This is a genomic window from Nitrospirillum viridazoti CBAmc (genome assembly GCF_000730165.1).
GTDB lineage: Bacteria > Pseudomonadota > Alphaproteobacteria > Azospirillales > Azospirillaceae > Nitrospirillum > Nitrospirillum viridazoti.
The window spans coordinates 648,291-667,304 of record NZ_CP022111.1 but is presented as its reverse complement, the minus strand read 5'-3'; the positions used below and the strand labels follow the sequence as shown (position 1 = coordinate 667,304).

Here is a 19,014-nt window from a genome sequence, read left to right as displayed (position 1 = left end):
ATATACCGCACTGCAATAGACATATGCCACCCGCGCCATGTGACGAAACTGTGTTCGCCGAATGCCCAATGGCGGCCACACGCCACTGCAAGGCATTGTTCCCCTGCTTGCAAACAGCACCAATCCGTTTGATAGATTGCCTTTATGTTAAATTGTATGTAATCACCACTTGCTCAATCGGTATCGACCTGACCCAGCAGTTCCGTCCAACCAGTAGCCTTTCGGCAAGGAAACAAGCGACCGGCCCCACGCCACGGTGATGCCATGATCCCGTGCGACTAACGGGGACGGACGACTTCTTAACCATAAAAAAAGGCGGCGGCCCCAGCCCACCGGGGACCACGCGCCTTCGAAGGCAGGCTCCCCGGGAGGGACCACCCCATAGATGCGCGTGACCGGCCCCTTGGCTTCACAGCCGGCGGGCGGGCTGACGGAGGTCGTCCCTTATGGAGGTTTTTTGTGGTGTGCGCAAAACTTTGGCATCGGGCAGGCCTGGTAGGGCTGATGCTGCTGTCGGGCTGCACCGCTTGGTTGCCGCCGTGGGAGCAGGCCAAGCCCGCCCCCCAGAAGATCGCGGTCACCCGACCGGCCCCAACCCGCGCCAAGGCCCCGGCGGCCCCCGCCACCGGGACAGGTGACACCGCCCGCGTGGCGGCCGCCCGCCGCACCGCACCCTCCCCCACCCCGTCCCAGATGACACCGGCCCAGACGACACCGGCGGCGGCCAGCGCCGCCGCCATGGCGTCGTCCGATATCGACTTGGTGGGTATGGACGAATCCCAGTTACAGGCCCTGATGGGTCCCCCTTCCTCGCAGCAGGACTTGTCCCCGGGGAAGGAATGGCTTTACCGCCACGGGACTTGCACCGTCGACCTGACACTGTACCCCGACATCAAGACGCAGGCTTACCGCGTCCTAAGCTATGAGGTGACAAGTGACAATGACACCGGCGACCGCAAACGCTACTGCCTGGCCGACCTCCGGTCCGTGGCTCAAGCCAAATGACGTCCTGCCGGCCGTGCCGGCCCGCGTGGTCCTTGTCGACGATGACGAGGCGTTTCGCGAGGCGGCCACGGGCGAACTGGAGGATCTGGGCTTCACCGTCACCGGCTTCGCCGACGCGAAGTCGCTGATCAACTACCTGACCAGCCCCGACGGCTCGGGCCTGGACGACGGCGCCGCCGACATCCTGGTCGTCGACTGGTGCCTGGAGCGGACGCTGGGCATCGACCTGCTGCCCGACCTGCGGCGGCGCGGCTGCCGCATCCCGGTCATCTTCCTGACCGGCATGTCCATGCCCGCCAACGAGACGCTGGCCCTGGATCGCGGCGCCGTCGACTTCATCGATAAGACCCGGGGCATGTCCGTCCTGGCCCGCCGCATCCGCCTGATCCTGCAACCGCCCGCGGCGGCGGTCCCTACCCCTACGGCTAAGCCGGGGGATGAGATCGTATGCGGCAAGCTTACCCTTAAGCCTAAGGTCAACCGAGCCTTTTGGCAGGGTCGCGACGTGATGCTTACGGTTACCGAATTTAGTATCGTCGAGTTCATGGTGGCCAATTTGGGCGAGCACGTCACCTACCGGGCCATTTACGACCGCGTGCATTGGAGCGGGTTCGTCGCCGGCAGCGGCGAGGATGGCTTCCGGACCAACGTGCGCTCGTCGATCAAGCGGATCCGGAGCAAGTTCAATGCTATCGATCGTGGCTTTGCGGAAATTGAGAATTTCGCGGCCTTCGGCTACCGATGGCGTGACTCGGCAACCGTCGATGCCGCAGCGTCTGAGATGGGCCGCCCGCAGGATATCCGGATCACTCACGGTTAGACTGGGCTTCCTGCTCGTCATCTTCGCCGCCCTTCCCTTCATCCTCTACGGCCAATTCGAAACGGCGGACCGCAAGGAAAGGGAAATTGTCACCAAGAACCTGCGGTACAGCAGCTGGCTCATCGCCCAGGCGTTGAAGCCGCTGCTGAACCGCGAAAGCGGCCCGCCCACCGCGTCCTTGAACGAGGAGCTGGCCAAATACGACGGTGACGGCACCAACCTGAAACTGATGTTCCAGCCCAAGGGTGGAGCCGCCGGCCAGGACGGCGGCTTCTACTTTTTGGCCTCGGCACCCAAGGTCGGCGCGGCCGACCTGGGCGCCATCCTGGATAACCTTCAACGCCATGGCATCGTCTCGCAGGTGGCGGAAAGCTGCACCTGGGACAAGCCGGTCGACATCCGCTACACCCAGCCCACGGGACATGAGGAGATACTGACCTCCGTCGTGCCCATCCAGAGCCGCTGGGGCTGTTGGGTCCTGGTTTCTTCCCACGTCACGTCGGAACTGCTGGCCACCGCTATCGGCCGCCCCTACTGGCAGACGCCACAGGTGCGGCTGTCGTTGATGCTGTACCTGGCCGTGGCCGTCATCGCCCTGCTGACCGCCCTGTCCGTGCGCCGCCACATCCGCCATTTCCGCCACGTCGCCCGCGAAATCCGGCAGGGCCGGGTGGCGGGCAACACCTTCGCCAGCCGCAACGCCATCCCCGAGTTGGACAGCGTGGCCCGCGACTTCGACGGCCTGGTGCACGACCTGCACCATGTGGCCGGTGTCATCCGCCAGACGGCGGAGGACAACGCCCATTCCTTCAAGGGGCCGGTCGCCACCATCCAGGCCTGCCTGGAGCCGCTGAAGCGCCTGATCCCGGCGGAGCACGCCCGGGGCAAGCGCGCCGCCGAATTGATCGAACTGTCGCTGGACCGGCTGAAGGCGCTGATCTCCGCCTCGCAATGCCTGGATAACACCATGGCGGACATGATCGAATCCCCGCGCGAGGCGGTGGACCTGACCCAGATCGTGGCCGACATCCTGAAAAGCTACCGCGAGGTGCTGGTGGCGCGGCAGATCCGCCTCAGCCGCCAGTTGCCCCCCGACGTGCTGGTCCGCGCCGGCAAGGTCGCCCTGGCCGTGGTGGTGGAGAACATCCTGGATAACGCCGTCAGCTTCACCCCCGACGCGGGCGCCATCGCCGTGCGCCTGCAGGAGGAGGACGGCGTCATCAACCTCACCATCGAGGACAGCGGCCCCGGCATCGACCCGGACAAGATCGACAACATCTTCGATCGCTATTTCTCCCTGCGCCCGCCCGACCACGCCCGCCGCGACGCCAAGGCGGGATCGCCCGGCCATGCCGGCCTGGGCCTGTGGATCGTGAAGCGCAATGTCGAGGCGCTGGGCGGCACGGTCACCGCCACCAACCGCATCGGTGGCGGCCTGAAGGTCCACATCGTCCTGCCGTCTGTGACGTGAACCCCCACTAATGCAACTTCCGAGGGAAAATTCTTGGAGCGGTGGCCGCGCGCCATTATAGTGCCACGCGCCGCCTTAGCTCTCTTTAGTTGCAGACGCGTGACAACCACGCTTCAGGCGGCGTCCGACACGGGAGGGACGTATCGCCATGAGCACGAGCCCCAACATCCTGCTGGTCACCACCGACCAGTATCGCTTTCCCCGCTTCTCTTATGGTCCCGAAGGCGGCTTTGCCGAAGCGCTGAAGCAGATCCTGGGATTCCAGGGCACCGTGGACGCCCACAATCCCTACGCCACCTTCTTTCCCGGCCTGTTGCGCCTGCGCCATAACGCGGTCGTGCTGCGCAACCACACCATCGCCGCCAGCGCCTGCACCCCCAGCCGCACCACGATCTATACCGGCCAATACGGCACCCGCACCGGCGTGACGCAAACCGACGGCCTGTTCAAGAACGGTGATGCCGCCAACTTCCCCTGGCTGGCGCCGGATGGCATTCCGACCCTGGGCAGCTGGATGCGCGCCGCCGGCTACAGCACCCATTATTTCGGCAAGTGGCACGTCAGCAACCCGCCGGACCACAGCCTGCAGGCCTACGGCTTCGATGACTGGGAAGAATCCTACCCCGAGCCGCACGGCGCCTCGCCCAACAACCTGGGCCTGTACCGCGACATCGGCTTCGCCGACAGCGTCTGCACCTTCCTGCGGCGCAAGGCCCTGGGGCTGGACTATGACCGCGCCGCCGCCGTCAAGAGCGACAAGGCGCCCGCACAGCCGGCGCCGGACGCGTCCAGGGCGCGCCCCTGGTTCGCCGTCGCATCCTTCGCCAACCCCCATGACATCGCGACATACCCGGCGGTGATCGCCCAGGCCCTGCCGTCCGACACCGGGACGCCCGTCACCCTGCCCAACGGCGTGACAGTAGGCGCCACCCAGTCGGTTTTCGGCCCCCTGACGGTGCCCCTGCAAGGCGACCGGACGCCACCACCCACCGGCGGCACCCTGCAGGTCGCCCTGAATCCCCAGGGTTTCCCGCAAGCCTGCGCCCATAATCCGCCCACCCTGAATGAAGATTTGTCGGCCAAGCCGTCCTGCCAATACGACTATGCTTACAAGATGGGTCTGGCGCTCTCGGCCAAGGTGGGCACCGGCGCGGGCGGCGCCGTACCGGCCGACAAGATGGATGCGGCCGTGGCGGTCACGCTGAAAAGCTGCATTCCCTTCCAACTGGCCGACGCCCCCACGACCTCGGCCCGGGATTTCATCCAACTGTACGCCTATCTGCACGCCGTGGTAGACGCGCAGATCGACCGCGTGCTGCGCACGCTGGAGGAATCGGGCCTGGCGGAAAACACCGTCGTCGTCTTTCTGGCCGACCACGGCGAATATGCCGCCGCCCACGGCATGATGATCGAGAAGTGGCACACCGCCTATCAGGAAGCGCTGCACGTTCCCGTCGTCGTGCAATTTCCCAAGTCCGCACACCACGTGCCCGGCGGCCTGCGGCACTTGGACCAGGTGACCAGCCACATCGACATCCTGCCCACCATCCTGGGCCTGGCCGGGGCGGACCAGGATGAGGCCGCCCGGCGGCTGGCGGCGGTCCGCGGGCCCTTCCCGCCCCTGCCCGGCGCCGACCTCGCCCCCTTGATCCGGGGGGAAACCGACCTGGTGACGGAACCCGACGGCCTGCCGCGCCGGGGCGTGCTGTTCATCACCGACGATGAGATCACCAAGCCGTTGCCGCCCATCGGTGACCCGCATGAGACGGCATCCTACGCGCAGTTCGCCGTGTTTGACGCCACGGTGGCCGCCGTGCGCGAAGGGTCGCATGGCAAAGGCCCCGTGCCCGGCCTGGCACCGGGGCCGGTGCGGCAGCCCAACCATGTCCGCTGCGTGCGCACCCCGGACTTCAAGCTCTCCCGCTATCTCGACCCGGAGGGACGCGTGCCCCAGGAATGGGAGATGTACGACCTGCGGCACGACCCGAACGAGACCGTCAACCTGGTGCAGGTGCGGGCGTCGCCCCCCACCGCGCGCCATGACCTGCCCGGCTGGACCACCCGTGCCGCCGTGCAGGCGGAGGCTGACAGCCTGGCCGAGCTGCTCGCCCGGCTGGAGGCGCGGGACCTGCCGCCTCTGACGCCCTGATCCCCCGCAACTTCGCCCATAACGTGCAACGCCGCCCCGAAACGGGCGGCGTTGCCGCATCTGCGCCAGCGTGACGCACCCGCCCTTGAAAGCGGACCCCACCGTCCTACCCTTCATAGGCGTAAAGGCGGAGTTCCGATGCGCCTGGTGGTCCTGGCTCCCCCCGCGAATCCCCCCGGCCACGGCTTGGTCACTGGCCCCGGTCCGGCCTGCCCCGTAGCGTCATCTGCAAAGGTTCCCACCCTGAAGCGGAGCGGTCATAAAATGCATGACGTGACGGAGCGCGTGTCCACCCGAGCCCTGCGGACCACGCAAATCCATCCGGTTCTTCTGTCCGGCGGCGCCGGCACCCGGCTGTGGCCCCTCTCCCGGGCAATCCATCCCAAGCAATTCCTGGCCCTGACCTCGGACCGGACCCTGTTGCAGGAGACGGCTGCGCGCAGCCTGGGCGACGCCGGCTTCGCCGACCCCGTCGTCATCTGCAACGAGGAACACCGGTTCATGATCCACGAGCAGTTGCACGGGATGGGGATCGAACCGCAGACCATCATTCTAGAGAGCGCGGCCCGCAACACGGCGCCCGCCATCGCCGCCGTCGCCCTGTGGCTGATGGACCGCGATCCCGACGCTCTGATGCTGGCCCAGCCCTGTGACCATCTGATCGGCTCGCTACCCGACTTCTACCTGGCCGTGGCCAAGGGCGTGCCGGCGGCGCAGGCTGGCCATCTGGTCACCTTCGGCGTCGTGCCCGACAAGCCGGAGACCGGCTACGGCTACATCCGCACCGGCGCCCCGCTGGCGGGTGTGGACGGCGTGCGCGCGGTCGAGCATTTCGCCGAGAAGCCCAACTCGGAGACGGCGGAGCGTTATCTCGCCAGCGGTAACTACCTGTGGAACAGCGGCATCTTCCTGATGTCGGCCCGCCAGTACATCGCCGAGCTGGAGCGCCTGCAACCGGACATGGTGACCGCCGTGCGCGAAGCCATGTCCGCCGGCAAGGAGGACAACGGCTTCTTCCGCCTGGATGAGGCCTGCTTTACCGCCGCCGCATCCCTGTCCATCGACCACGCGGTCATGGAGCATACCGACAAGGCCGCCGTCATCCCGGTGGAAATGGCCTGGTGCGACGTCGGATCCTGGCGGTCCCTGTGGGACGTCAGCCACAAGGATGATGCCGGCAATGTCGAGCAGGGCGACGTCATCCTGCAGGACGTGAAGAACAGCTACGTCCACTCCGACGGCCGCCTGGTGGCCGCCATCGGCGTGGAGGATCTGGTGATCGTCGCCACGGATGACGCCGTGCTGGTCGCCGATGCCGCCCACGCCAAGAACGTGGGCAAGGTGGTGGAGCAGCTGCGCCGCCGCAACCGTTCGGAGGAAACCCACCACACCACGGTCTACCGGCCGTGGGGCTATTACCGCGCCGTGGACATCGGCTATCGCTTCCAGGTCAAGCGCATCATGGTGAAACCGGGTGCGCGCCTCAGCCTGCAGAAGCACCACCACCGCGCGGAACATTGGATCGTCGTCCAGGGCACCGCGCTGGTGCAGCGCGACGGCGAAAACCGCCTGGTGCGGGAGAACGAATCCGTTCACATCCCCATCGGCATGGAACACCGCCTGGAGAACCCCGGCAAACTGCCCCTGCACCTGATTGAAGTGCAATCTGGCGCCTATCTGGGCGAAGACGACATCGTGCGTCTGTCCGATACCTACGGCCGCGCGTGAGCGCGGCCCCATTTTCCGGGACCCAACCCGGGAGAGGGAGCCAATTGACGCGGAAACGGGCGGGGAACGGGGGGCAACCCGTTTTTAAACCAAGACGCGGTCCCGCAAGGGCAACGCGCCAAGCCCGAGGTCAAATCCGATGCCTGAATACCATCGACGCCATTCCATCCCGTCGTTCGGGAGGGTGATGTATGATCGCCCTCTCGCCCGGCTTCACCCGGCCGCGGAGACGACGGAGGCCGGCGGCCTGAAACGGCGCCTGCTGCTGGCCGCGGCCGGGCTGGCGCTGACCGGCGGCCTGGCCGCCGTCCCGGCCAACGCCCAGACGGAAACGTCGCCGGACGACACGGTGGCCACCCGGCAGCACCCCGAATTCGATCCACCGGGCATCCGGATGGGTGGCTTCATCCTCTATCCCAGCGTCACGCTGGACGAGGTCTTCGACAGCAACATTTATGCGACGCAGGGGCACGACACCAGCGACCTGATCACGGTGCTGCAGCCCAAGCTGGAGCTGAAGTCCAACTGGAACGTGCACCAGCTGAACCTGCACGCCAGTGGCGACATCGACTGGTACGCCCAGCACAGCCGCGAGAATTACGCCAACTACGACATCGGGGCGGACGGCCGGCTGGAGGTCTACCACGATGCGTGGATATCCGGCGGCGCCGACTACAGCCTGTGGCACCTGCCCCGCACCTCGCCCAACAACATCGTCGGCCAGGCCGACCCGACCGAATACAACCAGGCCTCGGCCAATGTGGTCGGGCACAAGGAATTCGGCAACCTGTTCGTCGAGCTGGGTGACAGCTACAACCGCTACGACTTCACCAACGCCCAGACCTTCGATGGCCGGGCCATCATGTGGGAACGCCAGAACCATGATGAGAACGAGGTCAGCGTCCGCACCGGCTACACCATCCAGGGCCTGTATGAGCTGTATGTAAAGGGCGCCTACAACACGCGCAATTATGACAGCACGTCGGACATGAGCGGGTTCAACCGCAATTCCAACGGCTACACCGTCCTGGTCGGCGGCAAGTACAACCTGACGGGCATCACCTCCATCGACCTGTTCGCCGGATACCGGTCACAGGACTATGACGACGTTCGCCTGGGCACCTTCTCCGCGCCCACGGGCGGCGCCAAGATCACCTGGAACGTGACGCCGCTGACGACCGTGACCGGCGAGATCACCCGCGACATCGATGAGACCATCGTCGTGGGGGCGGCCGGCTATTTCGCCACCAAGGAAACCGTAGCGGCCGATCACGAATTGCTGCGTAACCTCATCCTTCACCTGCAGCTAAGCCATGAGGCCGATGATTTTCAAAATATAGGCCGAACAGATGATGTCTACGGCGTAGGTCTTGGCGCGAAATACATGATGAACCAAATGACCGCCATCAACGTCCGCTACAACTACCAAATCCGGTCGTCTAATGGCACCGGAATCGGGTACGCCGACCACAACATTTTGGTTGGCTTAACCCTTCATCTGTAAGGGAATACTGGCTGTATCCATCGTGATCACAGCGCAGGCGGGGGCGGCCCCCGTTTGATCACAACCGCCGCCCCCCACTTTTGATAAAACTATCGTGTGAGCCCCACGAAAAACGGGCCGTCACCACCAGACCCACAAACGAGACCCCGGCGCCTAGGCGGCCGGGCTGCCTCCGATCAAGTAGAAGGTGCCGGAATGCTGCCTTCCCGCCTCCCCCGCAAATCCCCGTCCCGGCTGGCCGTCCTGGCCGTCGTGGCCGGGGCCCTAGCGCTTCCCTACACGGCTTACGCCCAGAACGCCGGCCAGCCGCCGGCGCCCAACGCCACCGCCGGGGGTGCCGTCGCCAGCAACGACCCGGCACCCATGCCCGGCGCGCCCGCCGGCCCCGGTGCGGGTGGTGGCATCGCCGCCGCCGACTATCAGCTGGGCCCGGGCGACCGGGTGCGCATCACCGTGTTCGGCCAGCAGGATCTGTCCGGCGAATACGCCGTCGATGGCACCGGCACCCTGTCCTTCCCCCTGGTGGGCCAGGTGCACGCCGGCTCGCTGACGGCGGGCCAGCTGGGCAAGACGCTGGAAGGCAGCCTGTCGCCCAACTACATCAAGAACCCCCATGTGAGCGTGGAAGTGCTGAGCTACCGGCCCTTCTACATCCTGGGCGAGGTCAAAACCCCCGGCAGCTACGCCTACGTCTCCGGCATGACGGTCCTGAACGCCGTCGCGCTGGCCGGCGGGTTCACCTACCGCGCCCGTGACGACGACTTCCGTCTGCAGCGCACCGCCAAGGACGGCAGCAAAACCCAGGTCGACGCCGAACCGACGACGCCGGTCCAACCCGGCGACGTCATCACAGTCCGGGAGCGCTATTTCTGATGACTTTGCCCGAGCAGCCCCGCGCCCTGGGTGGTGGTCCCATCCTCCCCCGGCGCCTCACCGCCGCCCCGCCGGCCCCCCGCCCCGTCTACATGCCCCCGCCGCAGCAACAGCAGCGGGACGTGCTGGACACCTACCGCAAGATTTGGGCGCACCGGCGCCTGGTGCTGGCCTGCACCATCGGCACGGCCCTTCTGGCCGGCATCGTCGGCTGGAGCATGCCGTCGCGCTACACCTCGGAATCCCGGGTGCTGGTGGGCGTGCCCCAGCCTTCGCTGGAAGGCATCGGCCCCACCATGGCCTCCATGACCTTCAACGCCGAGCGGGTGCAGAGCGAGGGGCTGGTGGCCCAGTCGCGCGAGCTGGCCCAGAGGGTGGTCGACCGGCTGCACCTGAACGACGATCCGGAATTCAATCCGGACGCCAAGACGGCGGCGCCGCAGATCTCGGCCTGGGCCCGGCTGCTGCCCACCAGCGTGGCGGAATGGCTGACCAAGCCCAAGGCCAAGCCGCCGGAAACGCCGGAACAGCAGGCCCGCACGGCCGCCATGATCAACAACCGCACGGTCGACATCCTGCTGTCCAAGCTGGACATCGCCACGGTCGGCCGGTCGGACGTCCTGAAGATATCCGCCACCACCCGCGATCCGGAAACCGCCTCGCTGGTCGCCAACGCCGTCGCCGACGCCTACCTGGCGGAACAGCGCGACGTGAAGGTCGGCACCGCCAGCCGCGTCGAGGAGTACATGGAGGGCCGCATCGCCGACCTGCGCAAGCAGGTCGATGATAGCGAGCGCGCCATCGAGGACTACCGCAAGCAGTACGGCCTGTACGATCAGCAGAACGGCACCGGCATCATGGGCCAGCGCCTGACGGAGCTGAACACCCAGCTGATCACCGCCCAGACCGCCAAGGCCGACGCCGAAGCGCACCTGAACGACGCCCAGAACCTGATGCGCCAGGGCATCACCGGCGACAGCGTGCCGGAGGTGCTGAACAACCCGCTGATCCAGTCGCTGAAGCAGCAGCAGGCCGCCGCCGAGCAGCGGCTGGCCCAGCTGTCCGCCACCTACGGCGACAAGCATCCGCAGGTCACCGACGCCAAGGCGCAGATCGCCGACGCCCAGCGCAAGATCAAGGCGGAGATGCAGGGCATCATCAATGGCCTGCAGAACGTGGCCCGCACGGCCAACGCCCGCTACGCTGCCGTGCTGCGCGACTTCAACGAGGCCAAGGGCTCCCTGGGCTCCGACAACCAGAACGCCATCCACCTGGAGGCGATGGAGCGCGACGCCGCCGTCAACCGGCACCTGCTGGAAACCATGCTGACGGAAGAGAAGCGCTTGATCGGCCGCCAGCAGCTGGAGGCGCCCGACGCCCGCGTCATCTCCCGCGCCACCCCGCCGGTGTCCGCCAGCTATCCGCCCAAGGCCCTGATCCTGCTGCTGGGCACCCTGGTGGGCGCTGTCGCCGGCATGCTGATCGCGCTGCTGATGGAAGAGGCCGACCAGACCTTCCGCCAGAGCAGCCAGATCGAAAGCGCCACGGGCATCCCGGTCGTGGCCCTGGTGCCGGAGGTGAAGGGCAAGTCGCCCACCGCCCAGGTGCTGCGCGAGCCTGTGTCCCCCTTCGCCGAGACGCTGCGCAAAATCCACATCGCGCTGGAGTTGTCGGAGATGGAGTACAGCCCCCGCACGGTGCTGCTGTCCTCCGCCGCCCCCGGCGAAGGCAAGAGCGTCATCATCGCCGCCCTGGGCCGCCTGCTGGCCAGCCACGGCCGGCGCATCCTGATCGTGGATTGCGACTGGCGCTCTCCCTCGCAGCACAAGCTGTTCAACGTATCGAACAAGCACGGCCTGGCCTCGCTGCTGACCGATGACAGCGTGGTGCTGGACGACTGCATCCACCACGACACCCTGTCGGGGCTGGAACTGATCACCGCCGGCCACTGGACGTCCAAGGACACCCGCATGCTGACGTCCGACCGGATGCGGGTCCTGCTACAGACCTTCGCCAAGAACTACGACCTGGTGCTGATCGACACGGCGCCGGTGCTGGTGGGGGCCGAGGTGCTGGCCATGTCGCGGATGGTCGACAAGGTGCTGTTCACCGTGCGCTGGGACCATACCCGCCGCAACGCCGCCCTGCAGGCCCTGCGCCAGTTGGTGGAGGTGCAGTGCGACCTGACCGGCGTGATCATGTCCAGGGTCGATCCGCGCCGCTACCGCCAGTACGGCTACGGCCCGCTGAACTACGACTATGCCCGCCCCCTGGCCGATCACTTCGGCTGAGCCACTCCGGTCAAGGCCACTTCGGTTAAGGGCCACTTCGGTTAAGGATAGCCCCATGGAGCGAGAGGCCCTGCGTGACTTGCCGCCAGAGGGGGTGAAGGGGATGGATCTTCCTCCTTCCTCCGTCCCCTCCCCCCAGGCGGCCCTTTTGACCCGCGCCTATCCGCCGGAACTCATCGGCTCTGCCCCGCAGTGCGCCGATCTGGCGGAGTGGCTGACCCGGCTGGGCTGCGAGACCACGGTGTTCACCGGCCTGCCCTATTATCCGGGCAACGAGATCTTCACCCAGTACAAGGACTTCAAGGGCGGTCACGAGGTGCTGAACGGGGTGCGGGTGGAACGCCTGCGGGCCATGATCCCCCGCAAGGGGTCGGCCAAGGCCCGCATCCTGGCCGAGGCCAGCTTCCTGCTGGCGGGGCTTTGGGCCCGGGCCTCGGGCCGGCTCAGGCCCAAGCCCCTGGTCATCAGCCTCTGTCCTTCCATCCTTACCGTCGCGCTGGGCTGCCTGGTCCGCCAGCGCGACGGCCGGCATGTCGCCATCATCCATGACATCCAATCCGGCATGGCCCAGGGGCTGAACATGGTGTCCAGCGGCGGCCTGGTGAAGGCGATGCGCTGGTGCGAGCGCACCGTGCTGAACCGGGTGGACCTGATCGTCGTGCTGACGGACCACATGGCGGAGCAACTGCGGAACTTGGGCGTAACGCAGGACATCGAGGTGGTGCCCATCTGGGTCGACACCGACCGCCTGTACCCCGACGCGCCCAAGGTGCCGGCCAACGATGGACCGGCCATCATCCCGGCGCCCAAGATCGCCGCCCGGCTGCTGTACAGCGGCAACTTCGGCCTGAAGCAGGGCCTGGGCCAGGTCCTGTCCATGGCGGAGGAATTGCAGCGCCAGACCGACGACGTGGAGATCATCCTGCGAGGCAGCGGTGCCATGCGCGCCACCCTGGAGGAGGAGATCGCCGCCCGTGCGCTGCGCCGGGTCCGCGTCACCGGCCTGCTTCCCCCGGACCAGCTGCGCCAGGGCCTGACCGAGGGCGACATCCACCTGGTGCCGCAGGAGCCGGAGGCCGCCGCCTTCGCCATTCCGTCCAAGATCTTCAACATCATGGCGGTGGGACGCCCCTTCGTGACCACGGCGAACCCGCACAGCCCCCTGTGGCACCTGCGGGAACGCAGCGGCGCCTTCATCTGCGTGCCGCCCCATGACACCGCGGCCTTCACCGAGGCCGTGCTGCGCCTGGTGCGGGATGCGGGCCTGCGCCGGGAACTGGGGGCCCGGGGCCGGCGTTTCGTGGAACAGCACTATTCCCGGTCCCACGTCCTGGGGGGATTGGTCCGGCGATTGGATGCGCTCTATGCCAAGTAAGTCCCCAGCAGGGGCCCAGGCCAAACCCCTGGCCGACGGCCCCCGCTCCTTCGTCATCTTCGAGCCGGACGCGGAGGGCCACCCCTGCGAATGGCTGAAGCACTTGATGCACTTCGCCGCCGCGGACAAGCGGGACTACAGCGTCACCTTCGTCGTGGCGCGCGAACTGTATGACGAGCTGGCGGCCGACGGCGCCGCCAGCCGCCAGGACCGCGTGCAGGTCCTGGCGCTGGAGCCGTCGGAGCAGGCGCTGTGCCGCCACCCTCTGCTGCCGGTGCGCGGCTTCGCCCGCTGGTGGGTCATGCGCCGCTATCTGGAGCGCACGGGGTCCGAGGCCGGACACTTCCTGTCGCTGGACCATTTGACCCTGCCCCTGGCGTTGTCGCTGGGCGCGCGAGGCCGCCGCCTGTGCGGCATCCTGTTCCGGCCGTCCGTCCACTACCGCGCCCTGGGCAGCTATGAGCCCAGCCTGAAGGAGTGGCTGCGCGATGCGCGCAAGGCCCTGCTCTACCCCCTCATGCTGCGCAATTCCGCGGTCCACCGCGTCCTGACGCTGGACCCGTATTTCCCGACCTATGCCCAGGACCACTACGGCCAGGGGGGGAAGGTGCGCACGGTGGTCGACCCCGTCCATCCCTTCGTGAACGAGACGGCGGAGGAACGGACGCTGGCCGACAGCATGCCCACCGATCGCGTCACCTTGCTGCTATTCGGATTCTTGAGCGAGCGCAAGGGCGTGCTGTCCTTGCTGGACGCATTGTGCCAGCTGCCGGCGGAGGCGGCGGCCAAGGTGGGCGTCATGATCGCCGGCAAGGTGGATCCCGCCTTGCGCGACCGGGTGTATGCCGCCTTGAAAAAGGTGATCCAGGAACAGCCCGAGCTGTGGATCCACCTGGAGGACCGCCGCCTGACCAGCGGTGAGATCAACGCCCTGATCAAGGAGGCGTCGGTCGTGCTGGCCCCCTATCAGCGCTTCGTCGGGTCCAGCGGCGTGCTGCTGTGGGCGGCGCAGGCGGGCAAGCCGGTGCTCACCCAGGATTTAGGCCTGCTGGGTTGCCTGGCGCGTACCCATAGGCTAGGTCTCGCGCTGGATACGACCGACAGCGAAGTCCTCTCCAAAGGCATAGAATATATATCGGAAAGCGACACTCGTAGCTATTTCGACCAAGAAGCGGCGGCCAATTATATCCGCCATCAGAGTCCTCAGAACTTCGCTTCCGAAATATTCTCCAGCCTGATGGGCGCTCCCTAATCGGAGTATTCCCGGGGTCAATTGCCGCAGGTGCGAGCAGGTCCCAGCTTGGTCACAGGACTTCTTGAGTCAAGCGTGGCCTGATTTAGGCGAACTCGGCTGTTGATCAGCCACCCTTGGCCAGACCGTCGCACCTGCGTGGGCGGCCGTGGCCACCGGTCGCCGCATTCAGGAACCCAACCCATGCCCCCAGCCCTGTCCGAAGCCCTTTCCACCCCCCTTGTCACGCTGCGGGAGACCCAGGCGGTCGCCGTTTCCGCGGCGGACACCCATCGTCTGCGCAACGGCCGCCCCCTGGCGCCGCAGGTGATCACCGGCACCGTCGCCGCCATCGACGCCCTGGCCATCCTGGCCACCGGCTTGGCAGCCTCCGCCCTGGCGGACGGCACCGTGGCCCGTCCCCTGTTCGGCCTGGTCTTGATCATCGGCCTGGCGCTGGGCATGTACGCCCTGCGCTGGACCGGCGCGCGGCAGCTGAACCGCCTGTACAAGCCCACCGATGGACTGCTGCCCCTGGCCCTGGCCTGGGCCGCCACCGCCGGTAGCCTCGTTGCGCTGCTGTACCTGCTAGGCGCCTTAGACCCACCCATGACCAGCTGGCTGGCCATCTGGTCGCTGCTGGCGCTGGGCGCCCTGGTGGCGGGCCGCCTGGCGACCTGCCTGGCCGTGGGCACCTGCCAGCGCGCCGGGCGCCTGACCCAGGCCGTGGCCATCGTCGGCACGGGGCCGGAGGGCCAGCGCCTGCTGCGCCGGTACCGCGCCAACCCGCGCGACGACCGCCATGTGGTGGGCGTCTATGACGACAACCGCGCCAGCCACGCCCGCTTCTGCGTCGGCTACCCCATTCGGGGCGGTTTGGACGACCTGCTGACCGAAATCCGCGAGGGCCGGGTGGACCGGGTGATCCTGGCCATGCCGCTGTCGGACGACAATCACGCCCTGGCCGCGGCCCTGGCCAAGCTGAGCCTGGCGCCGGTGGACGTGGGCATTAGCCTGGACCAGGTGGATATCCACCGCCAAGGGGGCGGGTGGCGCGAAGGTGCCGGCGATGAGCCACCGGTGCTGGACCTGCTGAGCCACCCGCTGACCGGCTGGCGGGCCATCGCCAAGACGGTCGAGGACCGGGTGCTGGCCGCCATCATCCTGGTTATGATCTCGCCCATCATGCTGGCCATCGCCGTGGCCATCAAACTGGAGAGCAAGGGCCCCGTCCTCTTCAAGCAGAAGCGCCACGGCTATAACAACCAGTTGATCGAGGTGTACAAGTTCCGCTCCATGTACCACCACATGGCGGACGCGAACGCCGAGAAGCTGGCGCAGCGCAACGATCCCCGCATCACCCGCCTGGGCCGCATCCTGCGCCGCACCAGCCTGGATGAGCTGCCGCAGTTCATCAACGTGCTGCGGGGCGAGATGTCCATCGTCGGACCCCGCCCCCACGCCCAGTCGGCCAAGGCCGGCGGCCTGCTGTACCGCGACGCCGTCGCCCATTACGACAGCCGCCACCGCATGAAGCCCGGCATCACCGGCCTGGCCCAGGTCAGCGGCTGGCGCGGCGAGACCAGCACGGTGGAGCACATCGTGAAGCGGGTGGAGCATGACCTCCGCTACATCGAGACCTGGACCGTGCTGGGCGACCTGAAAATCATCGCCCGCACCATCACCAGCAGCATCTTCACCAAGAACGCCTACTGACGCCAACGGCAAGAGGCTGTGCCTCTTGCCGTTGTAGGACGCGACTGCGGCCGCCGGAAGTTTCCGGGGAACGCAGTGGACTGGAAACTGAGGACAAGCCAAGCCGCCGGATGGCGGCGCCCGGCGCCTGAGGGTGCCGGCGGCAGACCATCACAGAAGGGACCGTAGCCCATGCGCTGCCTCTGGATCACGCTGGCCGACCCCGATCCGCCCCACAACGGACAGTTCATCTATTCCGGGGGGCTGATCGGCAGCCTGGCACAAGCGGGCGCCGACATGGCGGTGCTGGGGCTGAGCCGCCCGGACGGCAAGCGTGCCGATGGCGCGCGCGAGACGCCCGGCGCCGGCGCCATCGCCTGGCACTTGGCGGAGCATAAGCCCCGTTCACGCTGGAGCAGCCTGCGGTCCCCCCTGCCCAACATCGCCCACCGCTGCGGTACACCGGACATGCATGCCCGGGTGCGCCGCCTGCTGGCGACGGAATCCTGGGACAGCGTGGTGCTGGACGGCATCGGATCGGGGTGGGCGCTGGCGGACTTCCTGCGCCGCTACCCCGACCGCCACAACCGGCCCAAGCTGGTGTACGTCTCGCACAACCACGAGGAATCGTTGCGCGCCCAATTGGCGCACAACCAATCCAACCTGCTGAAGCACCAGGCGATGCGCTTCGATGCCGCCAAGGTGACGCATCTGGAACGCGCCATCGTGAAAGAGGCGGACCTGATTACCGCCATCACCCCCGACGACGCCGACCTCTATCGCGAACACTGGCCCGACAAGGCCATGGCCGTGCTGACCCCAGGCTACCGCGCGACGGAGCGCGAGAAGAAGCCCATCAGCCGCGACCTGCCCCGCCGCGCCGTCATCGTCGGCAGCTTCGACTGGATCGCCAAGCGCATGAACCTGGAAGAGTTCATCAGTGTGGCCGATGCCATCTTCGCCGCCAACGGCGTGGAGCTGGAGGTGGTGGGTAGCGGCGACGCCACCTTCCTGGCCAGCATGCGCAAGCGCGTCCTGGCCACCCGCTTCACCGGCACGGTGGACGACGTGCGCCGCCACATGGACGCGGCCCGCATCGCCCTGGTGCCGGAACGCAACGGCGGCGGCTTCAAGCTGAAGGTCCTGGACTACGTCTTCAACCGCCTGCCCATCCTGGCCCTGAAGGGCTCCGTGGCCGGCGTGCCGCTGGAGCAGGAGGAGAGCATCCTGCTGTACCCGGGGCATGAGGATCTGGCCATGGGCGTGGTCCAGTCCATCGACGACCTGGACCGCCTGAACAATCTGCAGGATGCGGCCTATCGCGCCTGCCGCGACAGTTTCCACTGGACCAGCAGGGGGCCGCAGTTGCTGACGGCCATCAGCGCGGCATGACGACCTGGACAGAATGGGCGGGATACGGCGCCGTTCCCCAAGACACCGCCGCGCAACGCCAGCCGCTGGGGGTGGTGGACTGGGTGTTGCTGGTGGGATTCCTGCTGGGCATCTATACCGGCTTCGCCATCCAGATCACGCCCAACGTCCCCTTCCCCGCCGCCATTTCCGGCATCACCGGGGTCATCCTGCTGTGGCGCCGGCGGCACCGCATCTCACCCGCCGGCCTGGCCGCCTTTCTGGGCGTGACCCTGCTGCTGCTGGCCTCCATCCTGTACGCGCCGGGACTGGACCTCCTGTCCAAGCGCACCACCGGCCTGCTGCAGATGATCTATTCGCTGGCCATCTCCTACGCCCTGTTCCTGACGGTGGTGGAGGCGGGGCCGGCTGCCTTCTGCCGGCTTATGCTGGTCTTCATCCTGACCATCATTGTCGGTACCCTGCTGGAGACCTATGCCGGCCTGGCCGCCATCAGCGACGCCGTGCGGCAGAAGATCTACACCTCCGGCGTCTATGATGCCGACATCCGGGACGAGCTGCTGTACGGCAAGGTAAGGCCCAAGCTGTTCACCTCGGAACCATCGGCCGTCACCTTCTCCTACACCCTGTTCTCGTTCTGCTGGCTGTTGACCAGCACCTGGAAATACAGGCGCTTCGGCTATCTCGCCATGATGGCGGCGGCCATGGTGGCCATGCCCGGACCCACACTGCTGCTGATGCTGCTGCTGCTGGGCCTGCACGAGATGGTGCCGAAGGGGGAGGAGCACGCCCGCACCCTGCTGAGCGTGCGCCTCATCAAGATCGGCGCCGTTGCCGCCCTGGCCCTGATCGCCTTCGCCATCATCGCCAGCTCGGTCTACGCCGCCCGCCTGGACAACATCGCCAACGGCGATGACGAGAGCTTCTTCTACCGCGTCATCGGCCCCTTCCTGGTGACGGTGGAGGTGTTGAAGAACCACCCCATCCTGGGCATCGGCCTGACGGGCGAGCAGATGATCGCCGACAGCATCGCCACCGTCTTCTTGCGGTCCGGTGCCTTCTCCCCGCTGTGGGCCATCCCGGACCCGCAGGAGGTGATGACCAATTACTTCTGGCTGCACTGGGTCTACCTGGGCATTTGCGGCGGCGTGGTGCTGATCCTGGCCATCACCGGTTGGCTGCGCAGCCTGGGCGTCCACGCCCTGGCCCTGTGCTGGCTGGGCTGGGCTATCCTGGGCCAGGCATCCGGCGCCTATGTCAGCCCCAAGACCTGGACCGTGCTGATGCTGATCGCGGCCTGCAGCATCCTACACGCCGAGGCCCACAAGCGTAAGACGGCGCCATCCGCACCCATCCCGGCCCCACCCCCGCCGCCCCGGCCCTATCCGCCGGGCACGCTGGTCGCCATTGGCGGCGACGGCCGCCCCCGTTACCGACCCTAGCCGGCGCATCTGGAAAAGACCGGCCCTGACACCGTAGCCACCAAGCCCTGAGGCAGAGT

Annotated in this window: 13 protein-coding genes; all 13 read left to right on the top strand. The window is 67.0% G+C overall.

Features of this window, described 5'->3' with window-relative positions:
- The first annotated feature begins 504 nt into the window (after window positions 1-504).
- The 13 genes from Y958_RS16330 (at window position 505) to Y958_RS16270 (ending at window position 18,955) form a co-directional block, all read left to right on the top strand.
- A complete protein-coding gene (locus tag Y958_RS16330; RefSeq protein WP_088873082.1) occupies window positions 505-1,005 on the top strand; it encodes a hypothetical protein in 501 nt (166 codons plus the stop codon).
- The gene (locus Y958_RS16325; protein WP_088873081.1) at window positions 941-1,825 is read left to right on the top strand and encodes a response regulator transcription factor; all 885 of its coding nucleotides are present in this window, start codon (window positions 941-943) and stop codon (window positions 1,823-1,825) included. The genes Y958_RS16330 and Y958_RS16325 overlap by 65 nt, the downstream gene beginning before the upstream one ends.
- Window positions 1,770-3,296 carry a sensor histidine kinase gene (locus Y958_RS16320; protein ID WP_040850118.1) on the top strand — a complete coding sequence of 509 codons (1,527 nt, stop codon included), beginning with the start codon at window positions 1,770-1,772 and terminating at the stop codon, window positions 3,294-3,296. The genes Y958_RS16325 and Y958_RS16320 overlap by 56 nt, the downstream gene beginning before the upstream one ends.
- 148 nt (window positions 3,297-3,444) lie before the next feature.
- Entirely contained in the window at window positions 3,445-5,445 is a 2,001-nt protein-coding gene (locus Y958_RS16315; RefSeq protein ID WP_088873080.1) for a sulfatase-like hydrolase/transferase, read from the top strand.
- A gap of 264 nt (window positions 5,446-5,709) precedes the next feature.
- Window positions 5,710-7,173, top strand: a complete 1,464-nt coding sequence (locus tag Y958_RS16310) for a mannose-1-phosphate guanylyltransferase/mannose-6-phosphate isomerase (protein ID WP_145727573.1) — start codon at window positions 5,710-5,712, stop codon at window positions 7,171-7,173.
- A 187-nt stretch (window positions 7,174-7,360) separates the two neighbouring features.
- Window positions 7,361-8,677, top strand: a complete 1,317-nt coding sequence (locus Y958_RS16305; RefSeq protein ID WP_186291439.1) for an outer membrane beta-barrel protein — start codon at window positions 7,361-7,363, stop codon at window positions 8,675-8,677.
- Window positions 8,678-8,872: 195 nt separating this feature from the next.
- Window positions 8,873-9,550 carry a polysaccharide biosynthesis/export family protein gene (locus Y958_RS16300; protein ID WP_088873078.1) on the top strand — a complete coding sequence of 226 codons (678 nt, stop codon included), beginning with the start codon at window positions 8,873-8,875 and terminating at the stop codon, window positions 9,548-9,550.
- Window positions 9,550-11,841: a GumC family protein gene (locus tag Y958_RS16295; protein WP_088873077.1), complete on the top strand. Its 2,292-nt coding sequence runs from the start codon at window positions 9,550-9,552 to the stop codon at window positions 11,839-11,841. The genes Y958_RS16300 and Y958_RS16295 overlap by 1 nt, the downstream gene beginning before the upstream one ends.
- Before the next feature lie 103 nt (window positions 11,842-11,944).
- Window positions 11,945-13,216, top strand: coding sequence for a glycosyltransferase family 4 protein (locus Y958_RS16290; RefSeq protein ID WP_186291438.1), 1,272 nt, complete (start codon window positions 11,945-11,947; stop codon window positions 13,214-13,216).
- Window positions 13,206-14,468 (top strand): glycosyltransferase, encoded by a 1,263-nt coding sequence (locus tag Y958_RS16285; RefSeq protein ID WP_186291437.1) that lies wholly within the window; start codon window positions 13,206-13,208, stop codon window positions 14,466-14,468. The genes Y958_RS16290 and Y958_RS16285 overlap by 11 nt, the downstream gene beginning before the upstream one ends.
- Before the next feature lie 183 nt (window positions 14,469-14,651).
- Entirely contained in the window at window positions 14,652-16,163 is a 1,512-nt protein-coding gene (locus Y958_RS16280) for an undecaprenyl-phosphate glucose phosphotransferase (RefSeq protein ID WP_088873074.1), read from the top strand.
- 171 nt (window positions 16,164-16,334) lie between these two features.
- A complete protein-coding gene (locus Y958_RS16275; RefSeq protein ID WP_088873073.1) occupies window positions 16,335-17,534 on the top strand; it encodes a glycosyltransferase in 1,200 nt (399 codons plus the stop codon).
- Entirely contained in the window at window positions 17,531-18,955 is a 1,425-nt protein-coding gene (locus Y958_RS16270; RefSeq protein ID WP_088873072.1) for a hypothetical protein, read from the top strand. Before Y958_RS16275 ends, Y958_RS16270 begins: the two co-directional genes overlap by 4 nt.
- The last annotated feature ends 59 nt before the right edge of the window (window positions 18,956-19,014 follow it).